16 protein-coding genes are annotated in these 16,737 nt (G+C 73.4%); 12 read left to right on the forward strand and 4 right to left on the reverse strand.

Annotation, left to right across the window (positions count from 1 at the left end):
- Window positions 1-10: 10 nt before the first annotated feature.
- Together BJ983_RS04310 and BJ983_RS04315 are read left to right on the forward strand one after the other, a co-directional pair.
- Window positions 11-973 (forward strand): cyclase family protein, encoded by a 963-nt coding sequence (locus BJ983_RS04310; RefSeq protein ID WP_179792681.1) that lies wholly within the window; start codon window positions 11-13, stop codon window positions 971-973.
- The gene (locus BJ983_RS04315) at window positions 970-2,676 is read left to right on the forward strand and encodes a class I adenylate-forming enzyme family protein (protein ID WP_179792682.1); all 1,707 of its coding nucleotides are present in this window, start codon (window positions 970-972) and stop codon (window positions 2,674-2,676) included. Before BJ983_RS04310 ends, BJ983_RS04315 begins: the two co-directional genes overlap by 4 nt.
- A 75-nt stretch (window positions 2,677-2,751) precedes the next feature.
- Here the strand turns inward: BJ983_RS04315 and BJ983_RS04320 are convergent, their stop codons facing one another.
- Both BJ983_RS04320 and BJ983_RS04325 read right to left on the reverse strand, forming a co-directional pair.
- Complete coding sequence (locus tag BJ983_RS04320) at window positions 2,752-2,970, reverse strand: hypothetical protein (protein WP_179792683.1); 219 nt, start codon at window positions 2,968-2,970, stop codon at window positions 2,752-2,754.
- Between the two features lie 56 nt (window positions 2,971-3,026).
- Window positions 3,027-3,569: a DUF308 domain-containing protein gene (locus BJ983_RS04325; RefSeq protein ID WP_179792684.1), complete on the reverse strand. Its 543-nt coding sequence runs from the start codon at window positions 3,567-3,569 to the stop codon at window positions 3,027-3,029.
- Between the two features lie 86 nt (window positions 3,570-3,655).
- Here BJ983_RS04325 and BJ983_RS04330 point away from each other — a divergent pair, with 86 nt between their 5' ends.
- The gene (locus BJ983_RS04330; protein ID WP_179792685.1) at window positions 3,656-4,177 is read left to right on the forward strand and encodes a DUF305 domain-containing protein; all 522 of its coding nucleotides are present in this window, start codon (window positions 3,656-3,658) and stop codon (window positions 4,175-4,177) included.
- A 170-nt stretch (window positions 4,178-4,347) separates the two neighbouring features.
- On the forward strand, window positions 4,348-7,704 hold the full coding sequence (locus BJ983_RS04335; protein ID WP_179792686.1) for an arabinosyltransferase domain-containing protein: 3,357 nt from the start codon (window positions 4,348-4,350) through the stop codon (window positions 7,702-7,704).
- 207 nt (window positions 7,705-7,911) lie between these two features.
- On the opposite strand, the gene BJ983_RS04340 is transcribed toward BJ983_RS04335, so the two are convergent.
- Window positions 7,912-8,817, reverse strand: coding sequence for an isocitrate lyase/PEP mutase family protein (locus BJ983_RS04340; protein ID WP_179792687.1), 906 nt, complete (start codon window positions 8,815-8,817; stop codon window positions 7,912-7,914).
- Window positions 8,818-8,912: 95 nt separating this feature from the next.
- Between BJ983_RS04340 and BJ983_RS04345 the strand changes: the two genes are divergently transcribed.
- From BJ983_RS04345 to BJ983_RS04380, 8 genes are all read left to right on the forward strand, one after another.
- Window positions 8,913-9,569, forward strand: a complete 657-nt coding sequence (locus tag BJ983_RS04345) for a GntR family transcriptional regulator (RefSeq protein WP_179792688.1) — start codon at window positions 8,913-8,915, stop codon at window positions 9,567-9,569.
- Window positions 9,566-10,186, forward strand: a complete 621-nt coding sequence (locus BJ983_RS04350) for an isochorismatase family protein (protein ID WP_179792689.1) — start codon at window positions 9,566-9,568, stop codon at window positions 10,184-10,186. The genes BJ983_RS04345 and BJ983_RS04350 overlap by 4 nt, the downstream gene beginning before the upstream one ends.
- Entirely contained in the window at window positions 10,186-11,268 is a 1,083-nt protein-coding gene (locus BJ983_RS04355) for an LLM class flavin-dependent oxidoreductase (RefSeq protein ID WP_179792690.1), read from the forward strand. The genes BJ983_RS04350 and BJ983_RS04355 overlap by 1 nt, the downstream gene beginning before the upstream one ends.
- Before the next feature lie 13 nt (window positions 11,269-11,281).
- Complete coding sequence (locus BJ983_RS04360; RefSeq protein WP_179792691.1) at window positions 11,282-11,800, forward strand: HAD family hydrolase; 519 nt, start codon at window positions 11,282-11,284, stop codon at window positions 11,798-11,800.
- 130 nt (window positions 11,801-11,930) lie between these two features.
- Window positions 11,931-12,311, forward strand: coding sequence for a hypothetical protein (locus BJ983_RS04365; protein WP_179792692.1), 381 nt, complete (start codon window positions 11,931-11,933; stop codon window positions 12,309-12,311).
- Between the two features lie 66 nt (window positions 12,312-12,377).
- Window positions 12,378-12,965 (forward strand): TetR/AcrR family transcriptional regulator, encoded by a 588-nt coding sequence (locus tag BJ983_RS04370; protein ID WP_179792693.1) that lies wholly within the window; start codon window positions 12,378-12,380, stop codon window positions 12,963-12,965.
- Window positions 12,966-12,976: 11 nt separating this feature from the next.
- Window positions 12,977-14,710 carry an acyclic terpene utilization AtuA family protein gene (locus tag BJ983_RS04375; RefSeq protein ID WP_179792694.1) on the forward strand — a complete coding sequence of 578 codons (1,734 nt, stop codon included), beginning with the start codon at window positions 12,977-12,979 and terminating at the stop codon, window positions 14,708-14,710.
- 61 nt (window positions 14,711-14,771) lie between these two features.
- Window positions 14,772-16,265, forward strand: a complete 1,494-nt coding sequence (locus tag BJ983_RS04380; protein ID WP_179792695.1) for a CoA transferase — start codon at window positions 14,772-14,774, stop codon at window positions 16,263-16,265.
- Here BJ983_RS04380 and BJ983_RS32080 read toward each other — a convergent pair.
- Window positions 16,253-16,708: a dual specificity protein phosphatase family protein gene (locus tag BJ983_RS32080; protein WP_179792696.1), complete on the reverse strand. Its 456-nt coding sequence runs from the start codon at window positions 16,706-16,708 to the stop codon at window positions 16,253-16,255. The two genes, BJ983_RS04380 and BJ983_RS32080, sit on opposite strands and share 13 nt — an antisense overlap.
- Window positions 16,709-16,737 lie beyond the last annotated feature (29 nt).

Genomic DNA, 16,737 nt, shown 5'->3' on the forward strand with positions numbered 1-16,737 from the left:
GAGACAGACGATGGCCGACGCACCCTCGATGGCCGAACTGCTCGGGGACAACCCCCCGAAGAACTGGGGCAAGTGGGGCGACGACGACCAGGTCGGTTCCCTGAACTACCTCGACGCCGCCCAGGTGCTGCGGGGGGTGTCGAGCGTGCGGTCGGGCCAGGTGTTCACGCTCCAGTGCCCGATGGGACACCCGCACGGCGACCCGGTCTTCCCGGGCCGCGAGGGCATCAAGCGCGAGATGGTGTGGGACCAGGAGCTCTTCGAGTCCGGGAACGGCCCGTCCTTCCCCGGCGGGCTCCGGGCCAGCGACGACAAGGCCGAGATCTTCCTGCAGGGCTCGTCGCAGTACGACGCGCTGGGCCACGCCTGGTATGACGACACGCTGTGGAACGGTCGCTCCGCCGACACGACCAACGGCGGGGAGATGAGCTGGGCGTCGGTGCTGCCGATCGCGGAGCGCGGCATCGTCGGGCGCGGGGTGCTGATCGACATGGCCCGCCATCGCGGCAAGGACTGGCTCGACAAGGGCGAGACCTTCACCCACACCGACCTCGAGGAGGCGGCGGCGAAGCAGGGGACGTCCATCGAGGACCGGGACGTCGTGCTGATCCGCACCGGGTTCCTCAAGTACTTCTACGCGACGCCCGCCGAGGAGTTCTACGAGAACTTCGTGGAGCCGGGCCTGACCTACTCCCGTGAGCTCGTGGAGTGGTTCCAGACCAAGGAGATCCCGAACCTCGTCACCGACACGATCGCCAACGAGGTCACGGCGCACCCGGAGTCGGGGGTGCTGCTGCCCCTGCACGCGTCGCTGCTGCGCAACCTCGGGGTGAGCCTCGCCGAGATCATCTGGCTCGACGACCTCGCCGACGCCTGTGCCGCCGACGGTCGCTGGGACTTCCTCTACACCGCGGCCCCGCTGAAGATCCACGGCGCCACCGGTTCGCCCGTCAACCCGGTGGCCATCCGATGAGCGCCACGGACACGCAGCGCGGCGGAGCTGGACCATCGAGCTCCGTCTACGAGTCGAAGCCCTGGCTCGCGCGGTACCGGGACGACTACAACCACGGCGCGGTCACCATCGAGTTCGCGAGTGCGCTCGACATGGTCCGGGCCGCGGTCGAGCGCGACCCGGACTGCGAGATCGTCCGCTACTTCGACGGCACCCTGACGATGCGGGAGCTCGACGAGCTGTCCGACGCGTTCGCGGTCGCCCTCGTCGAGCGCGGCTTCGCGAAGGGCGACCGGCTGGCGACCTACCTGCAGAACATCCCGCAGGTGCTCGTCGTCGTGGTGGGGACCTGGAAGGCCGGCGGCATCGTCGTCAGCGTCAACCCGATGTCGCGGCAGCGGGAGCTGACCACGATCCTCACCGACTGCGAGGCGACGGCGATCGTCTCCCAGGAGGACCTGTGGTCGATCGCGGGCGAGGTCGTGCCGAACACGAGCGTCCGCACCGCGTTCACCACGTCGCCGCTGGAGTTCCAGAGCCGGCACGACGAGCGCCTCTTCTCGGGCATGGAGCGCATCGACTGCGACGGGGCCGAGGACCTGACGACGGTGCTCGGCCAGTTCCGCGGCCGGACGCCCGAGCCGGTGACGCTCACGGGCGACGACGTGGCCTTCCTCGGCTACACGAGCGGGACGACGGGTCCGCCCAAGGGCGCGATGAACACGCACGCCAACATCGTGTTCAACGCGCAGACCTACCGGGACTGGATCCAGCTCGGGCGCGACGACTCCGTGTTCGGGGTGGCGCCGCTGTTCCACATCACCGGCGTGGTGGGGCACATGGCGATCGCGCTGCTGCTGCCCTGCCCGCTGGTGCTGGCCTACCGGTTCGAGCCCGGCGTCGTCGTCGACGCCATCCGGGAGCACCGGCCGACCTTCTCGATCGGCTCGATCACCGTGTTCATCGCGATGATGAACGCGCCGGGGGCCGACCGGGACGCCCTGTCCTCGATGGTCAAGGTGTACTCGGGCGGGGCGCCCATCCCGCCGTCGACGGTGAAGGCGTTCTCCGACCAGTTCGGGCACTACATCCACAACTTCTACGGGCTCACCGAGACCAACTCGCCGTCGCACGGGGTGCCATTGGGTGCCACCGCGCCGGTCGACGAGACCTCGGGGGCGCTGTCGGTGGGCGTGCCGATCTTCGACACCGTCGTGCGGATCGTGCGCGACGACGGGGTGGACGCCGAGGTGGGCGAGGTCGGGGAGATCGTCACCCGGGGCCCGCAGGTCGTGCCGGCCTACTGGGGCAAGCCCGAGGAGACCGAGAAGGCCCTGCGCGGGCCGGGCGGCGTCGTGGAGCTCAAGACCGGCGACGTCGGGTACATGGACGCCGAGGGCTGGTTCTACGTCGTCGACCGCAAGAAGGACCAGATCAACGCGGGCGGCTACAAGGTCTGGCCGCGTGAGGTCGAGGACGTGCTCTACGAGCACCCGGCGGTCCGTGAGGCGGCCGTCGTCGGGGTCCCCGACGAGTACCGGGGCGAGACGGTGAAGGCCTTCGTCTCGCTGCGCCCGGGGCAGTCGGTGGAGCCCGACGAGCTCATCGCTTTCTGCAAGGAGCGCATGTCGGCCTACAAGTACCCGCGACAGATCGAGCTGCGGGACGAGCTGCCGAAGACGGTCACCGGCAAGCTGCTGCGCCGGGAGCTGCGGGGGACGTAGCCCTGGATCGGAACGAACGACCCGTTCGTGCAGCGAGAAGCAACGAACGGGTCGTTCGTTCCGGTCGAGGGAGGGTCAGGCCTGCGCCAGCACCGCGTCGAGCACCCCGTTGCGGGCGTCGGCGACCAGGTCGGCGAGCTGGCCGAGGCTCATCTGGATGCGCTGGCCGAAGTCGTCGGTGATGACGACGCGGCGCTCCTCGTCGGCGGCCGGGTCGAGGTAGAGCTCGGGGCAGCCGCAGTTGCACTGCCCGCAGAAGGTGGCGACGTGCTGCAGTCCGGTGGTGTCGATCATGCCGTTCGACCCTAGGGACATCGCCGCCGTCGAGGGGTCGTCCGTTCGGGTCGGCCTCAGCGCGAGGCGCGGCGCAGGCTCAGGGCGAGACCGATCTCGGACGCGCCGCGCAGCAGGAACCCGAACCCGGCGAGCAGTGCGATCGTGCCGACGGCCGCGCCCGGCGAGAACAGCAGGATCACGGCGGCGAGCAGGGCGAGCACGCCCATCCCGATGTTCCAGCCGCGGTGCTCCTTCGACCGGGCGGCGACGAACAGGTCGTTGATCCCCGCGAAGAGGAACCACAGCAGCAGGCCGACGACCATGATCGTCACACCGGTGCCCGGGAAGAAGATCACCAGGATGCCGGCGAGCGCGGTGATCACGCCGAAGATGACCACCCACCACCGTCCCGGCGCCCCGTGCTGCACGCGCAGCGCCACGGTCGCCTCGATGACCCCGGAGATCAGCAGGCCGATCCCGAGGAAGATCGCCAGCACCAGGACGGTGGCGATGGGAAAGACGAGGGCGATCAGACCGACGATCACCCCGAGGATGCCGTCGGCGAGGATCCAGCCCCAGCGCTTGGACACCTGGCGCAGGTCGATCGAGGAGGTCACCCCTGCTGCCTACCCTGTTCGTGGGGCGCTGACCAGCACCGTCGGGTGCACGGCGAACGAACAGGGGATCGGGCACCCTCGTCGTCGTGCTCCGCGCCCTCGTGTTCGTCCTCGTGGCCGTCGCCCTCTCGGCCGGATGCGCTGCTGCACCTGCTCCGACGGCTGCTCCGGCGGCCGACGACGCCGGCTACGCGTCGATGATGATCCCGCACCACGAGCAGGCCCTGGAGCTGTCGGCGCTGGTGGCCGGGCGGACCACCGACCCGACCGTCACCGACCTCGCGTTCCGCATCGACCGGGAACAGGTCGAGGAGGTCGGGCAGCTCCAGGGATTCCTCAACCTGCGGGGAGCGCCCGCCCCGGCGCCGATGGGAGCCATGGCGGGCATGGCGGACGCCGCGACCCTGGACCGGCTCCGGGCCTCGTCGGGACCCGCCTTCGACCGCCTGTGGCTGCAGACGATGGTCGCCCACCACGAGGGCGCCCTCACGATGTCCCGGCAGTACCTCGCCGGACCGCCGGGGGCGCTCAGCGAGTTCGCGCGGACGGTGCTGCGCGGCCAGCAGCTCGAGATCGACCGGATGCGGGCGGCGCTCGGTCCGGTGTGATCACCTGATCGGCCGCATCACCTGGCGAACCGGAACGGTCGTTGACTGCGGAGACGGGGTGACCAGACGCCGCCGTCCGCAGCCCCGGGAGCCTCCTCCTGACGACCACCTCGCCGACCGAGCGGATCAGCGCGCCGCTCCTCGAGGAGCCGCCCCCGGCACCTCCCCCGGTGCGTCCCGACAGGGCGCCCCTGCTGCGGACGTCGCGCCTCGTCGCCGCGCTCGTGGCCCTGGTCAGCGGGATCGCCGCCGTCGTCGTGGCCCTCGCGGTGCCCGGGGCGCCGGTGGAGTCGTCGACCTCCACGGTGAGCTGGCCGTCCGCCGGCGCGGCCCCGGTGCCGACGACGCTGTTCCTCGTCCCGTACCGGCCGGCGTCGCTGGAGGTGACGGTCCCGTGCGGCGCCGTCCGCGCGGCGCGGGCCCGGACCGCGGAGACGACGGTCCTCGCGACGACGGTGGGCGCCCCGGCGGACGCCCTCGCCGTGCGGACGCGACCCGCCACCGGAGACGGTCCGACCGCCCTGCAGGTGATCTCCAGCGGGCGCGTCGTCCCGGTCGAGGTGCCCGACGACGACTGCGGCCTGCGGATCGTCGCCGACGCCTCCGGCCTGACCGTCACCGTCGACGACCGCGTCGCGGCCACCGTCCCGGGTGCGCCGGTCCCCGAGGTCTTCGCCGCCACGACCGACCTGACCGGCCGCGACGCCGCCGGGCTCGCGCTCACGGCCCGCACCCCGGCGTGGTTCGACAACGCGCCCTCCCCGGAGAAGGCGGCCCTCCTCACGGCCCAGCCCGAGCTCGCGCTCGTCGGTCTGCTGTTCGTCCTGCTCGCCGGCGCCCTGGCCCCGAGGCGTCCGGCACCCCGCGGCCTCCGGGAGCTCGCCTCGGTGCGCGGGCTCGCGATCGTGCGGACCCGGTGGCGCCGTTCCCGACGACGGGTCCGGGCGGCCGCCCTGCGCACCGTCGCGCGTCCCGTGGTGCTCGCCCGGCTCGCGGTGGACGCCGTCGTGGCCGTCGGCCTCGCCTGGTGGTCGATCGTCGGACCGCTGACCGACGACGACGGCTTCGCCGCGGTGATCGCCCGCCAGATCCGCGACGGCGACGTCGGCAACTACTACCGGTGGTACAACGCCTCCGAGGTCCCGTTCGCCACCAACCAGCGCCTCCTCGCGGGCTTCCTCGACGACGGGATCGGTCCGCTCGCGCTACGGACGCCGAGCGTGCTGGCCGGGCTGCTGACCTGGGTGGTGCTCACCCGCGGCGTGCTGCGTCCCGCGCTCGGTGCGGACGGCCGGGGCGTGGCGGTGCGGGTGCTCGCCGCGGTGGCGTTCGCGGTCTGGTGGTTGCCCTACGACCTCGGGGCCCGCCCGGAGTCCGTGGTCGCGCTCGGGACGGTCGTCGTGACCGCCCTGGTGCTCCGGGCCGTCCGTCAGGGAACCGGGCATCCCGTCGTCCTGCTCGCGGTCGCCGCCCTCGCCGCGGCGCTCACGGTCACCGTCGCGCCCTCCGGGGTGCTGGCGGCGGCGCCCTTCCTGCTCGGCCTGCCCCGGGTGCTGCGGGCGCTCGGTCCCGGGGTCCGCGAGGACGGCGCCGTCGCGCGGGTGACGCGGGTGGTCCTGCCCGCGGCGCACGTGGCGGTGGTCGCCGGTCTCGCCGCGGTGGCTCTCGTCGTCGTGTTCGCCGACCAGTCGTGGCACGGCTTCGGGGTCGCGACCGAGATCCACCGTCAGATCGGCCCGAACCAACCCTGGTACGCGGAGTGGCTGCGCTACGGCTACCTGTTCGGGGAGGACTCGTGGGGCGCGGCGGCCAAGCGGGTGCCGGTGGTGGTCGGGCTGGTGCTCGCCGGGACCGGGCTGGTGGTGCTGGCCCGGGGCTCCGGTGGGGAGCGGACCTGTGACGGCGTGCTGGGCCGCGAGTCGGTCCTGCTCCTCGGTCTGCTGCCGGCGGGGTTCGGGCTGCTCGCGGTGACGCCCTCGAAGTGGTCGCACCACTACGGCGCGCTCGCCGGGTTCGGCGCGATCGGGATCGTCGCCGCGGTCCTCGCGCTGTGGCGGGCGAGCCGGGGGCGCGACCGCGTCGTGGCGGCCACCGCCGGCGTCGCGACGCTGCTGCTCGTACTCGGCGCCGCGTTCGCCTACGCCGGACCGAACGCCTGGTGGGCCTACTCCGGGTTCGGGCTCCCGGGGTCGACGGGTCCGCAGCGCCCGTTCGACGCGGTCGTTCTCTGGCTCCTGGTGGTCGCCGTGGCGGCGGTGCTCGCGGTCGTCGTGGCACGGCGGCGCCGGCCCGACGAGGGGCCACCGCTGGTCGCCGCGGCCCTGGCCGCGGCCCCGCTCGTCCCCGCGGCAACGGCCGTCGTCGTCGTGACGGTCTCCGTGCTGCTCCTCGGGTCGTCCTTCGCGGCGGCCGCCGACCGCGGGGACCGCTACTCGCTCGCCGCGCAGAACCGGGCCGAGCTCGCGGGGGCGCCGGGGGCCTGCGGACTGCAGGACCGCGTCGAGGTGCTGCGGACCGTGCCCGCCGGCCCGCTCACCCCGCTCCGGGGGTCGACCGACACGATGGACGGGTTCGTCGCCGACGGCGGGGCGGTCGACCCGCCGCCGCTGCGTCCGGACCAGACCGACGGGACCGACGGCACGACCGACACCCCGGACGGGCGCTTCACGTGGGGGAGCCGGGCCGACGGTGACGGGTCGGTGGGGGAGATGACCACCGGCTGGTTCGGGCTGACCCGGCCCACAGGAGACCAGGAGCTCGCCGTCGGCGTGGCCGGCCGGACCTCCGACGGCGCCTCGCTGACGTGGGAGTTCGGGCGGGGGGACCGGATGGTCGGGGAACGCCCCGTCGTCGAGGACCCCGAGCCCGACCGCGGCTACCGGGGCTACGCGGCCACCGCCGAGCAGGAGCGGCTCCAGGACGAGGGGGCGCGCCGCGACCGCTGGCGCACCGTCACCCTCGCGGCGGGCGAGGTCCCCGCCGACGCCGACCGGGTCCGGCTCCGGGCGACCGACGACCGCACCGACACGGGCGGCTGGATCGCCTTCACCGGTCCGCGGGTCGTGGCTCCGGTGCCGCTCGACCGCTGGCTCGCCGACCGGGGTCCGGTGCTCGTGGACTGGGCGGTCGCGTTCGCGTGGCCGTGCGCGGGCGAGCTGCCGCGGGTCGCGGGCGGGACCGCGCAGACCCCCGGCGCGATCATCACCACCCCGACCGCACCGTTCGACCCGGTGCCCGGCGAGCGCACCACCAACCCCAGCCCGCCGGGCGACATCGTCCCGGAGCGGTGGACCGGTGGCACCGGCGGTCTGTTCCTCGGACGCGACTCCGGCGGCAGCTTCGCCGGGCTGGAGGCCGCCGGGTCCCTGCGCGAGCTCGACACCCGCCTGCCCGACGAACCCGGTCGACGGTGGGGTCGGGTGCTCGTGCCGGACCTCGGCGACCTGGAGACCGACCGCTACGACGTCACGACGACCACCCGGACCCTCCCCGGCACGGAGGGCGACCCGGCTCCGGAGGTGCGCTGACAGTGCTCCTCGGGGTCCTGCCCGGGAGTGGCGACGGGGTTCTCGGGCGAGGACGCTTCCGGGGCTTTTCACATCGACGTGAATCGAGCCCGAACAGGGTGAGCCCCCTGGGGGGCGGGGTTCACGCCGACGCGCGGCGTCGATCGGACGCGCGGGGTCGGCGCCGCCGGAGCGCGGACGGCTCACCGGTCGGACCGGTGGGTCCGGTCAGGACGCCGGGGCTCGGTAGCGCTCCTCGAGCTCCCGGACCTCGGTGATGCCGACGATCTCGGTGAAGTGGTCCAACCCGGCGACGTCGAGCTCCTCCAGGGCGCCGGTGGGGGAGCCGTGCTCGGCGAGGTGGCGCAGCATCGTGCGCATGCCGGACGTGGCGGCCAGCAGCGTCGAGACCGGGTAGAGCACGAGCGAGAAGCCCAGCTCGGTCAACCGCGACAACGGCGGCAGCGGGGTCCGCCCGCCCTCGGCGCCGTTGAAGAGCAGCGTGTACCCGGACAGGGCCGAGGCGACCTTCTCCAGGTCGTCGCCGGAGGTGGGCGCCTCGACGAAGAGCACGTCGGCGCCGGCCTCGGCGAAGGCGAGGGCCCGCTCGATGGCGGCGTCGACGCCGAAGGTCTGGGCGGCGTCGGTGCGGGCGATGAGCACGAGGTCGGGGTCGGTGCGCGCGTCGACGGCGGCCCGGATCTTGGCGGTCATCTCCTCGAGCGGCACGACCTCCTTGCCCGCGAGGTGCCCGCACTTCTTCGGCATCACCTGGTCCTCGAGGTGCAGTGCCGCGACCCCGGCCTGCTCGTACTCGCGGACGGCGCGGATGACGTTGATCGGGTTGCCGTAGCCGGTGTCCGCGTCGGCGATCAGCGGCACGTCGACCACCGACGCCATCCGCCGCGCGTTGTCCACCATCTCGGCCTGGCCGAGGAGCCCGACGTCGGGACGGCCGAGCAGCGAGGCGGTGGTCCCGAAGCCGGTCATGTACACGACGTCGAAGCCGGCCTGCTCCACGAGCCGCGCGGAGAGGGCGTCGTAGGCGCCGGGCGCGACGACGGGCTCCCCGGACGCCAGCAGCTCGCGCAGCCGCGCGCGCCGTCCGGTGGGGTGGCTGAGCAGGTCGGCCATGTCGGTCCCTCCAGTTTGTGTACAACCGCCGAAGTTCTGCTGGATTTCCGGCGGGACTCACCATACGTTGCACACAACGCGGAGCGGGAGGTGTGATGGCGACGACTCTGACGGCCCGGGCGAGCGAGCGTGCACACCTCGCGCTGCGCGACGAGATCCTCCGCGGCGTCCTCGCTCCGGGCACCCGGCTGGGCGAGGTCGAACTGGCCGACCGCCTCGGTGTCTCGCGCACCCCCGTCCGGGAGGCCCTCTCCCGGCTCGCGGCGGAGGGACTCGTCGAGGTGCTCCCGCACCGTGGTGCGCGGGTGGTCAGCTTCTCGGCCGACGATCTCGACGGCATCTTCGACGTCCGGCTCGCCCTGGAACCGCGCGCGACCGGACGGGCGGCCACGCGGGTGACCGCGGAGGACCTGGCGGCCCTCGACGACCTCGCCACGCACATGCTGGCGATCGGTGCCCCGGGTCCGGACCAGGACCTCGACGCGCTCGTCGGGCTCAACCGCGACTTCCACGCGCGGCTGCTCGACGTGGCCGCGGCGCCCGCGTTGTCGGCGGCGCTGGCGAACGTCGTGCACCTCCCGGTGGTCCTGCGCACCTTCCACGCCTACGACCCGGCGTCGCTGGCCCGCAGCCTGGCCCACCACGCCGAGATCGTCGCGGCGCTGCGGGTCGCCGACGCCGACTGGGCGAGCGCCGTCATGCGCAGCCACCTCCGCAACGCCCGGGCCGTGATGGTGAGGAACAGCTCGTGACCAATCCGCACGGCTCCCACTTCGCCGGCCGCCTGGGGTGGGGGAGCAGCCCCGCCGTCGTGGTGGTCGACCTCGTCCGCGCCTACACCGCGCCCGGCGGGCCGTTCTTCCTCGACGGCCAGCAGGACCGGGTCCTCGTCGCGGCCGCCGACCTCCTCGCGGCCGCGCGGGCCGCGGCGCTGCCCGTCGTCTGGACGGTCGTGCGCTACGCCCCGGACCTCGCCGACGGCGGGTTCTTCCCGGCCAAGGTCCCGGCCCTCGCGTGTTTCGCCGAGGGTGCCGACGGCGGGTGGGGGGAGCTCGCGCTCGCGCCGGCGGCCGACGACGCCCTCGTGGTCAAGCAGCACGCCTCCGCGTTCGCCGGGACCTCGCTCGCCGGGACGCTGCGGGCCCGGGGGGTGGACACCGTCGTCGTCGCGGGGGTCTCGACGTCGGGCTGCGTCCGCGCCACCGCGACGGACGCCCTGGCCGCGGGCTTCCGACCCGTCGTCGTGAACGAGGCCTGCGGCGACCGGAGCGTCGCGCTCCACGAGAACAACCTGGCCGATCTCGACGCGAAGTACGCCGACGTCGTCGGACTCGCCGAAGCACTCACCCACCTCGGAGGTCAGCACTGATGCAGTACGGCGTCTTCATCCCCAACGCCACCAACGGCTACATCCTCTCGACGGGCAGCCCGCAGTACCGGCCGAGCTTCGCGCACAACGTCGCGATCACGCAGGAGGCCGAGAAGCAGGGCCTGGACTTCGTGCTCTCGATGATGAAGCACCGTGGCTCGGGCGGGCCGAGCGACTTCTGGGGCGAGTGCCTGGAGTCGTTCACGCTGTTCGGCGGGCTGGCCGCGGTCACCGAGAAGATCGGGCTCTACCCCTCGGTGACCACGCTCGCGACGCACCCGATCATGGCGGCCCGCATGGTCGCGACGATCGACGAGATCTCGGGCGGACGCTGCGGGCTCAACATCGTCACCGGCTGGAACAAGCCGGAGTACACGCAGATGGGCCTCTGGCCCGGCGACGACTACTTCAACCGGCGCTACGAGTACGCCGCGGAGTACGTCGAGGTGCTGCGGGCGCTCTGGAGCGACGGCCCGACGACCTACCACGGCGAGTTCTTCAATTTCGACGAGGCCGACATGCGGCCGAAGCCGCTGCACACGCCGACCGTGGTGTGTGCGGGGCAGTCGCCGGCCGGGCAGGCGTTCACGGCGAAGCACGGCGACCGGAACTTCATCATGGCCGAGCGCTCGAAGGTCGGGACGATCGCGGGCGGCGTGCGCGACCTCAGCGCGGGGGAGGGCCGCGACGTCGGCACCTTCGCGCTGTACTGCATCATCGCCGAGGAGACCGACGAGGCCGCGGACAAGCTCTGCGACCACATCGTCGCCAACGCCGACCTCGAGGCCATCAGCTACATGACGACGGGGGCCTCGCTGGACACCAACCCCGACGGCACCTCGGCGCAGCTGCTCGCGTCGCTGGAGCGGCCGGCGTCCGAGGGCAACATGGCCTTCCTGTCGCTGCCGGTGATCAAGGGCTCCTACGAGCGGGTCGCCGCTCAGCTCGACGAGATCGCCGTGACCACCGGGATCACGGGCGCCCTGCTGACCTGGCCGGACTTCGTCGACGGCGTCACCAAGTTCGGCGAGCGGGTCAAGCCGTTGCTGAAGGACGCCGCGCAGGCGCCGGCGGCCGCCTGATAGTCATGTCGGCGTGAGCGTGCTCTCCGCCCCCCAGGTACCGATGCTGTTCGTCGAGCTCGACGCGGTCCGCCGCACCGAGGCCGACCTGGGGCGGCCCTACCGGGGACCGCTCGACGTCGAGGTGCACCTGGACGCGGTGGAGCGGCTGCGGCTGTGGAAGGCCGGGGGTGGGCGGGCCGTCGGGTTCGCCCACCTGCCGGCCGTGGCGAGGGGCGAGCTCGCCGAGGACGTGGCGGTCCGCCTGCTCTGGACGATCCACGAGCGGGCGGGCAACCCGTTCGACACCCTCGTGCACTGCCCGCACGACCCCGACGCCGCGACGCCCGACCTCTCCCGCTGCTGGTGCCGGCCGCCCCTGCCCGGGCTGCTCATCGCCGGGCAGGAACAGGTCGCGCTGCGCCAGCGGGAGCGCTACCCGGTGTGGATGGCGCTCGTGGTGGCCGCGAGCGAGCCGGTGCGGGCGCTCGCGGAGGGGCTCGGGCTCGACGTCGTCGACGCCGCCGCGTGGCGGTGGGGCGCGGCCGGGTGACCTTCGTCGGTCGTCCGTCCGATAGGCGCTGACCTGGGCGAATGACGCGGAACGTCCGGTGGCCGGGAGGTGGCGGACAGGTGTATGCCTGAGCTACACAACTTCTCTCGCGACACATGGGGTGAGTGTCTTGAGCGATCGTCCGATGTCCGAGCGCAAGCACGTCGTGCCGACGCCGCCGTCGCACTGCTGGGAGGTGCGCGGCTGGCAGCCGCCGCCCCCGCCGTCGGAGGACGACGCCGGCTGGCGCACCGTCGCGTTCTGCCCCTCCCACGACGACGCGGTGGTCATCGCCCACGCGCTGGTCGCGGGGAGCGGTCCCGACGGCGGGTCCGGGCTCGCCTCGGTGCCGGCCCGCCCCTTCGAGTACGTCGAGGTGTGGGGCCCCTCGGAGCAGGCGGGCGGCCGGTCGCACACCTGCGAGCGTTACCCGGAACCGGACCCGCAGGAGCGGCGGGCGATGTGGCTGCGCGCTGCATCCTCGCTCTACACCGACGGGCTCAGCGTCTGACAGGGGTGTCTGTTCTGTCCGGCCCCGTGCGCGCAAACGCGTACGCCGCCGTGACAGGATGGATGCATGGGCACGGCGACGCGGGACGCGTTCTTCGAAGCCGCGCTCGGCCTGCTCGCCGCCGGGCACGACGACGGGTCCGCCCGCGACATCACGTCCCGCGCCGGGCTGAAGCTCGCGCCGCTGTGCCGGGCGGTGGGCGTGACGACGGGGTCGTTCTACCACCACTTCGACGGGTGGGACGGGTTCGTCGTGGCGCTGCTCGAGCACTGGGAGACCACCGAGACGGCCCGCCTGGTGGAGGCCGCCTCGCGGGAGGCCGACGCGGGTGAGCGGCTGGCGCTGCTCACCCACCTCGCCCTGACCTTCCCGCACGAGGCCGAGGCCGCGATCCGGGCGTGGGCGCACGTCGACGGGCGGGTCGCCCGGGTGCAGCGCCGCGTGGACGACGCCCGACGCCAGGTGGTGGCGGCCTGCGTGCGGGAGCTGCGGCCCGACGACGGCGACGAGATCGCCGACCTCGCCGTCGATGCCCTGATCGGCTTCCAGTCGCGGCTGTGCCCGATGGACATCGAGGTGCTGCGCCGACGGTTCGCCCTCGTGCTGCGCCTCAGCGAGCTTCCGACCCCGGACGGGCTGGTCCCGCAGCGCTAGGGTGATCACCCATGGCGGCCGTTCGCATCGCTAACTGTGCCGGGTGGTTGTGGGATCGCTTCTCGGGGCTGCGCGACGCGCTCGCTGGCCCCGTCGACGTGGTCACGGGGGACTACCTCGCCGAGCCGACCCTGCGTCAGCTCGCCCTCGAGCGCCGCAAGGACCCCGCACTGGGCTATGCGCGCAGCTTCCTCGCGCAGTTCACCGACGCGGTGGACCTGCTCGTGGAGCGCGACGCGAGGCTCGTCGTGGACGCCGGAGGCCTGAACCCGGCCGGTCTCGCCGAGGAGTGCCGGCGCGTGCTCGCCGAGAAGGGCCACACGCTCGTCGTCGCGCACGTCGAGGGCGACGACGTCCTCGGCCGGCTCGACGAGTTCGGGTCGCTGCCCCATCTCGACGACGGGCGCCCGCTCGCCGACTGGGGCCACGACGCCGGCACCGCGAACGCCTACCTCGGCGGCTGGGGGATCACCGCGGCGCTGGAGGCCGGCGCCGACGTGGTCATCACCGGCCGCGTCACCGACGCCTCCCTGACGACGGGCGTGGCGGCGTGGTGGCACGGGTGGGGCCCGGAGGACTGGGACGCCCTGGCCGGGGCGGTCGCCGCGGCGCACGTCATCGAGTGCGGGCCGCAGGCGACCGGCGGGAACTTCTCGGGGTTCACCGAGGTCCCGCGCGTCGACGACCTCGGCTACCCGATCGCCGAGATCGCCGCCGACGGCACGGCCGTGATCACCAAGCACGACGTCGCGGGCGGCACGGTCACCCCGGACACCGTCACCGCGCAGCTGCTCTACGAGATCCAGGGGCCGATCTACCTCAACCCCGACGTCACGGTCGACCTCGCCGACGTCACGGTGACGCAGGAGGGGCCGGACCGGGTGGTGCTCGCCGGCGTCCGCGGCACCCCGCCGAGCCCGACGACGAAGCTCGCGATCACCGCGCCGGGCGGGTTCGAGTCCAGCGTCTCCTTCTACGCGACGGGGCTCGACCTCGAGGCCAAGGCCGCGCTCCTGCGCACCCACGTCGACCGGATCACCGCCGATCTGGACCTCTCGCTGCTGCGCGTCGACCGCATCGGCACGCCCGTCGAGGACCCGCGCGACCAGTGGGAGGCCGCGCAGCAGATCCTCGTGACCGCGCAGGCGCAGGACCGCTCCCAGGTCGGCGCCGAACGCTTCATCGCCCCGCTGACCGGCCTGTTCCTGCCCGGCTACCCGGGGCTCTACGTCAACCCGCTCCGGGTGGCGAACCCCGTCGTCGAGTACTGGCCGACGCTCGTGCCCACCGAGGCGCTGCACCACGAGGTGGTCCTCGCGGACGGCAGCCGCATCCCGGTCAAGGACACCCCGGTCCGCGCGGAGTTCCGCGGGCAGCCGCCGTCGGTGCCTGCTCTCTCCGGCGAGTTCACGACGACGAGGCGCGCGCCGCTCGGGCTCGTCGCGCACGGGCGGTGCGGGGACAAGGGCGGGAACTCGAACGTCGGGTTCTGGCCCCGGGGCACCTCGGACGCGGCGTGGGCGTGGCTGCGCGCCGCGATCTCGACCGACTGGGTCGCCGAGGTGTATCCGGGAGTCGAGATCGAGCGCCACGAGTTCCCCGGACTGCGCGCCGTGCACCTCGTGATCCACGGGATCCTCGGCAAGGGCGCGTCGTCCAACGGGCGGCCGGACATCGCGGGTAAGGCCGTCGCGGAGTTCCTCCGTGCCCGGTACGTCGACATCCCCGAGGAGCTGCTGTCGTGAGGGGAAGATTCGAGCGCTCTTGTAACACGAGGGTTCCCCTCGCGCAGGACGGGGGAGTGGCGTGAGCGGGCTGACGGAGCGGTTGCAGCAGGCGTGGAACGAGCCGGTCGCGGCCGAGGAGCCGTTCGACCTGGTCGGCGAGCTGGACGCGGTGCTCGGCGGGGTCGGGCTCTCGGCCGCCGACGCGGGCGGGACGGTCACGACGACGGGTGCGGACCCCGTGGTGCCCTCGCCGATGCGGATCGGGGGCGCCGCGACGATCGGGCTGCTGGCGAAATCGGTGGCGGCCGCGGCGGTGCACCGGTGGCGCGGCGGGCCCGGGCAGGACGTGCACGTCGACCTGCGCCGCGCGCCGCACCGGCTCTGCCCGTTCTACGACCGGCGCTGGGAGCGGCTGGGCCGGTACCCCGTCGGGTCGTCGCTGGAGCGCGGCAACGCGATGGCGTTCTCGTTCTTCCGGTGCGCCGACGACCGGTGGGTGATGCCGCAGAACATGTACCCGGGCCTGCGGGAACGGGCCCAGGAGCTGCTCGGCGTCCCGCTGACGAAGGACCGGGTGCGCGACGCGATCGCTCGGTGGACCGCGCCCGAGCTGGAGGCCGCGGCGGCCGAGGCGGGCGTCGTCATGCCGATGCTCCGCACGGTCCCGGAGTTCCTGGCCTCCGAGCAGTACCCGCACCTGGCCGACCTGCCGCTCATCGAGCTGACGAAGGTGGGGGAGGCGGATCCGCAGCCGCTGCCCGTCGTCGGGAAGCAGCCCTTCGAGGGCCTGCGTGCGCTGGGGATGGGGCATGTGATCGCGGGCGCCGGGTTCGGGCGGTCGTTCGCGCTGCACGGCGCCGACGTGCTCAACCTGTGGCGACCGGGCGAGGGGGAGCACGAGTCGACGTACGCGTCGGCGAACGTCGGGATGCGGTCGGCGTGGCTGGACCCGCGGGCCGACCGGGCGGAGCTGACCCGGCTGCTCGGCGGCGCCGACGTGTTCTTCCACAACCGCCGCCAGCAGTTCCTCGGCGAGATCGGGTTGACGCCCGAGGAGGCGTGCGAAGAGCGGCCGGGCCTGATCTACGTGTCGGTGTCGCTGCACGGGCTGACCGGACCGTGGGCGGGGCGGCCCGGGTTCGACCAGTCCGCGGGGTCGGTGACCGGGATGATGCTGCTGGAGGGCTCGACCGACCGGCCACGGCTCCCGCCGATCATGGTGGTCAACGACTACATCGTCCCGTGGCTCGCGCAGGCCGGGGTCGCCGCGGCCCTGCGGCGCCGGGCCGAGGAGGGCGGGTCGTGGCACGTGCACGTCTCGCTGACCCGGGTCGCGCTGTGGATCCTGTCGCTGGGCATCTTCGAGAAGGAATGGGCCCACGGCGTGGCCGGGACGGCCGGTGAGCACGAGTACCTGGACCCGGAGACGTTCACGGCCGCCACGCCGGTGGGCGCCTACCAGGGCGTCACCGACCAGGTCGACATGTCGGCGACGCCCGGCGCCTACGACCCCGTGCTCGACGCGCGGGGGTCGGCGCCGTTGCGCTGGCGGCCGGACGCTCAGAGCTCGTAGAGCATCTCCTGGAACTCGGGGTTGTTCAGCGCCCCGGGCCGGGCCTCGCGCACGGCGGCGATCGCGTCGTCCGCCGTCCAGCCCTCCCGGATCAGCGATGCCGCCGAGAGCAGCCCCGACCGGTTCATCCCCGCCGCGCAGTGCACGAGCACCTTCTTGCCCGAGGCCCGCATGGAGCGGACCAGGTCGGCGAGCGCGACGAGGGTGTCGTGGTCGGGCTTCGGGCCGTCCTCGATCAGCCAGTGCACGTAGAACTCGACGTCCTGCAGCGGCGCCTCCTCGCCCGAGAGGTCGAACACGGCGTCCCAGTCCTCGCCGGGGCTGGGGTGGCCGGACTGCCAGAGCCCGGGGGCGACCTCGTCGGCGGGCCAGGCCGGGGTCTCGTCGGTGCGGTCGTCGCGGAGGTGGGCGGGGACGTAACCCTCGAGTGGATCAGTGCTCACGAGACCCTGTACCCGGCCGGGGTGGGTCC

The organism is Actinomycetospora corticicola, from assembly GCF_013409505.1.
GTDB classification, from domain to species: Bacteria; Actinomycetota; Actinomycetes; order Mycobacteriales; family Pseudonocardiaceae; genus Actinomycetospora; species Actinomycetospora corticicola.

Coding starts and splice junctions, on each gene's coding strand:
- BJ983_RS04310 (WP_179792681.1), top strand. CDS start 11: ATGGCCGACGCACCCTCGATGGCCGAACTGCTCGGGGACAACCCCCCG.
- BJ983_RS04315 (WP_179792682.1), top strand. CDS start 970: ATGAGCGCCACGGACACGCAGCGCGGCGGAGCTGGACCATCGAGCTCC.
- BJ983_RS04320 (WP_179792683.1), bottom strand. CDS start 2,970: ATGATCGACACCACCGGACTGCAGCACGTCGCCACCTTCTGCGGGCAG.
- BJ983_RS04340 (WP_179792687.1), bottom strand. CDS start 8,817: ATGGCCGACCTGCTCAGCCACCCCACCGGACGGCGCGCGCGGCTGCGC.
- BJ983_RS04345 (WP_179792688.1), top strand. CDS start 8,913: ATGGCGACGACTCTGACGGCCCGGGCGAGCGAGCGTGCACACCTCGCG.
- BJ983_RS04355 (WP_179792690.1), top strand. CDS start 10,186: ATGCAGTACGGCGTCTTCATCCCCAACGCCACCAACGGCTACATCCTC.
- BJ983_RS04370 (WP_179792693.1), top strand. CDS start 12,378: ATGGGCACGGCGACGCGGGACGCGTTCTTCGAAGCCGCGCTCGGCCTG.
- BJ983_RS04375 (WP_179792694.1), top strand. CDS start 12,977: ATGGCGGCCGTTCGCATCGCTAACTGTGCCGGGTGGTTGTGGGATCGC.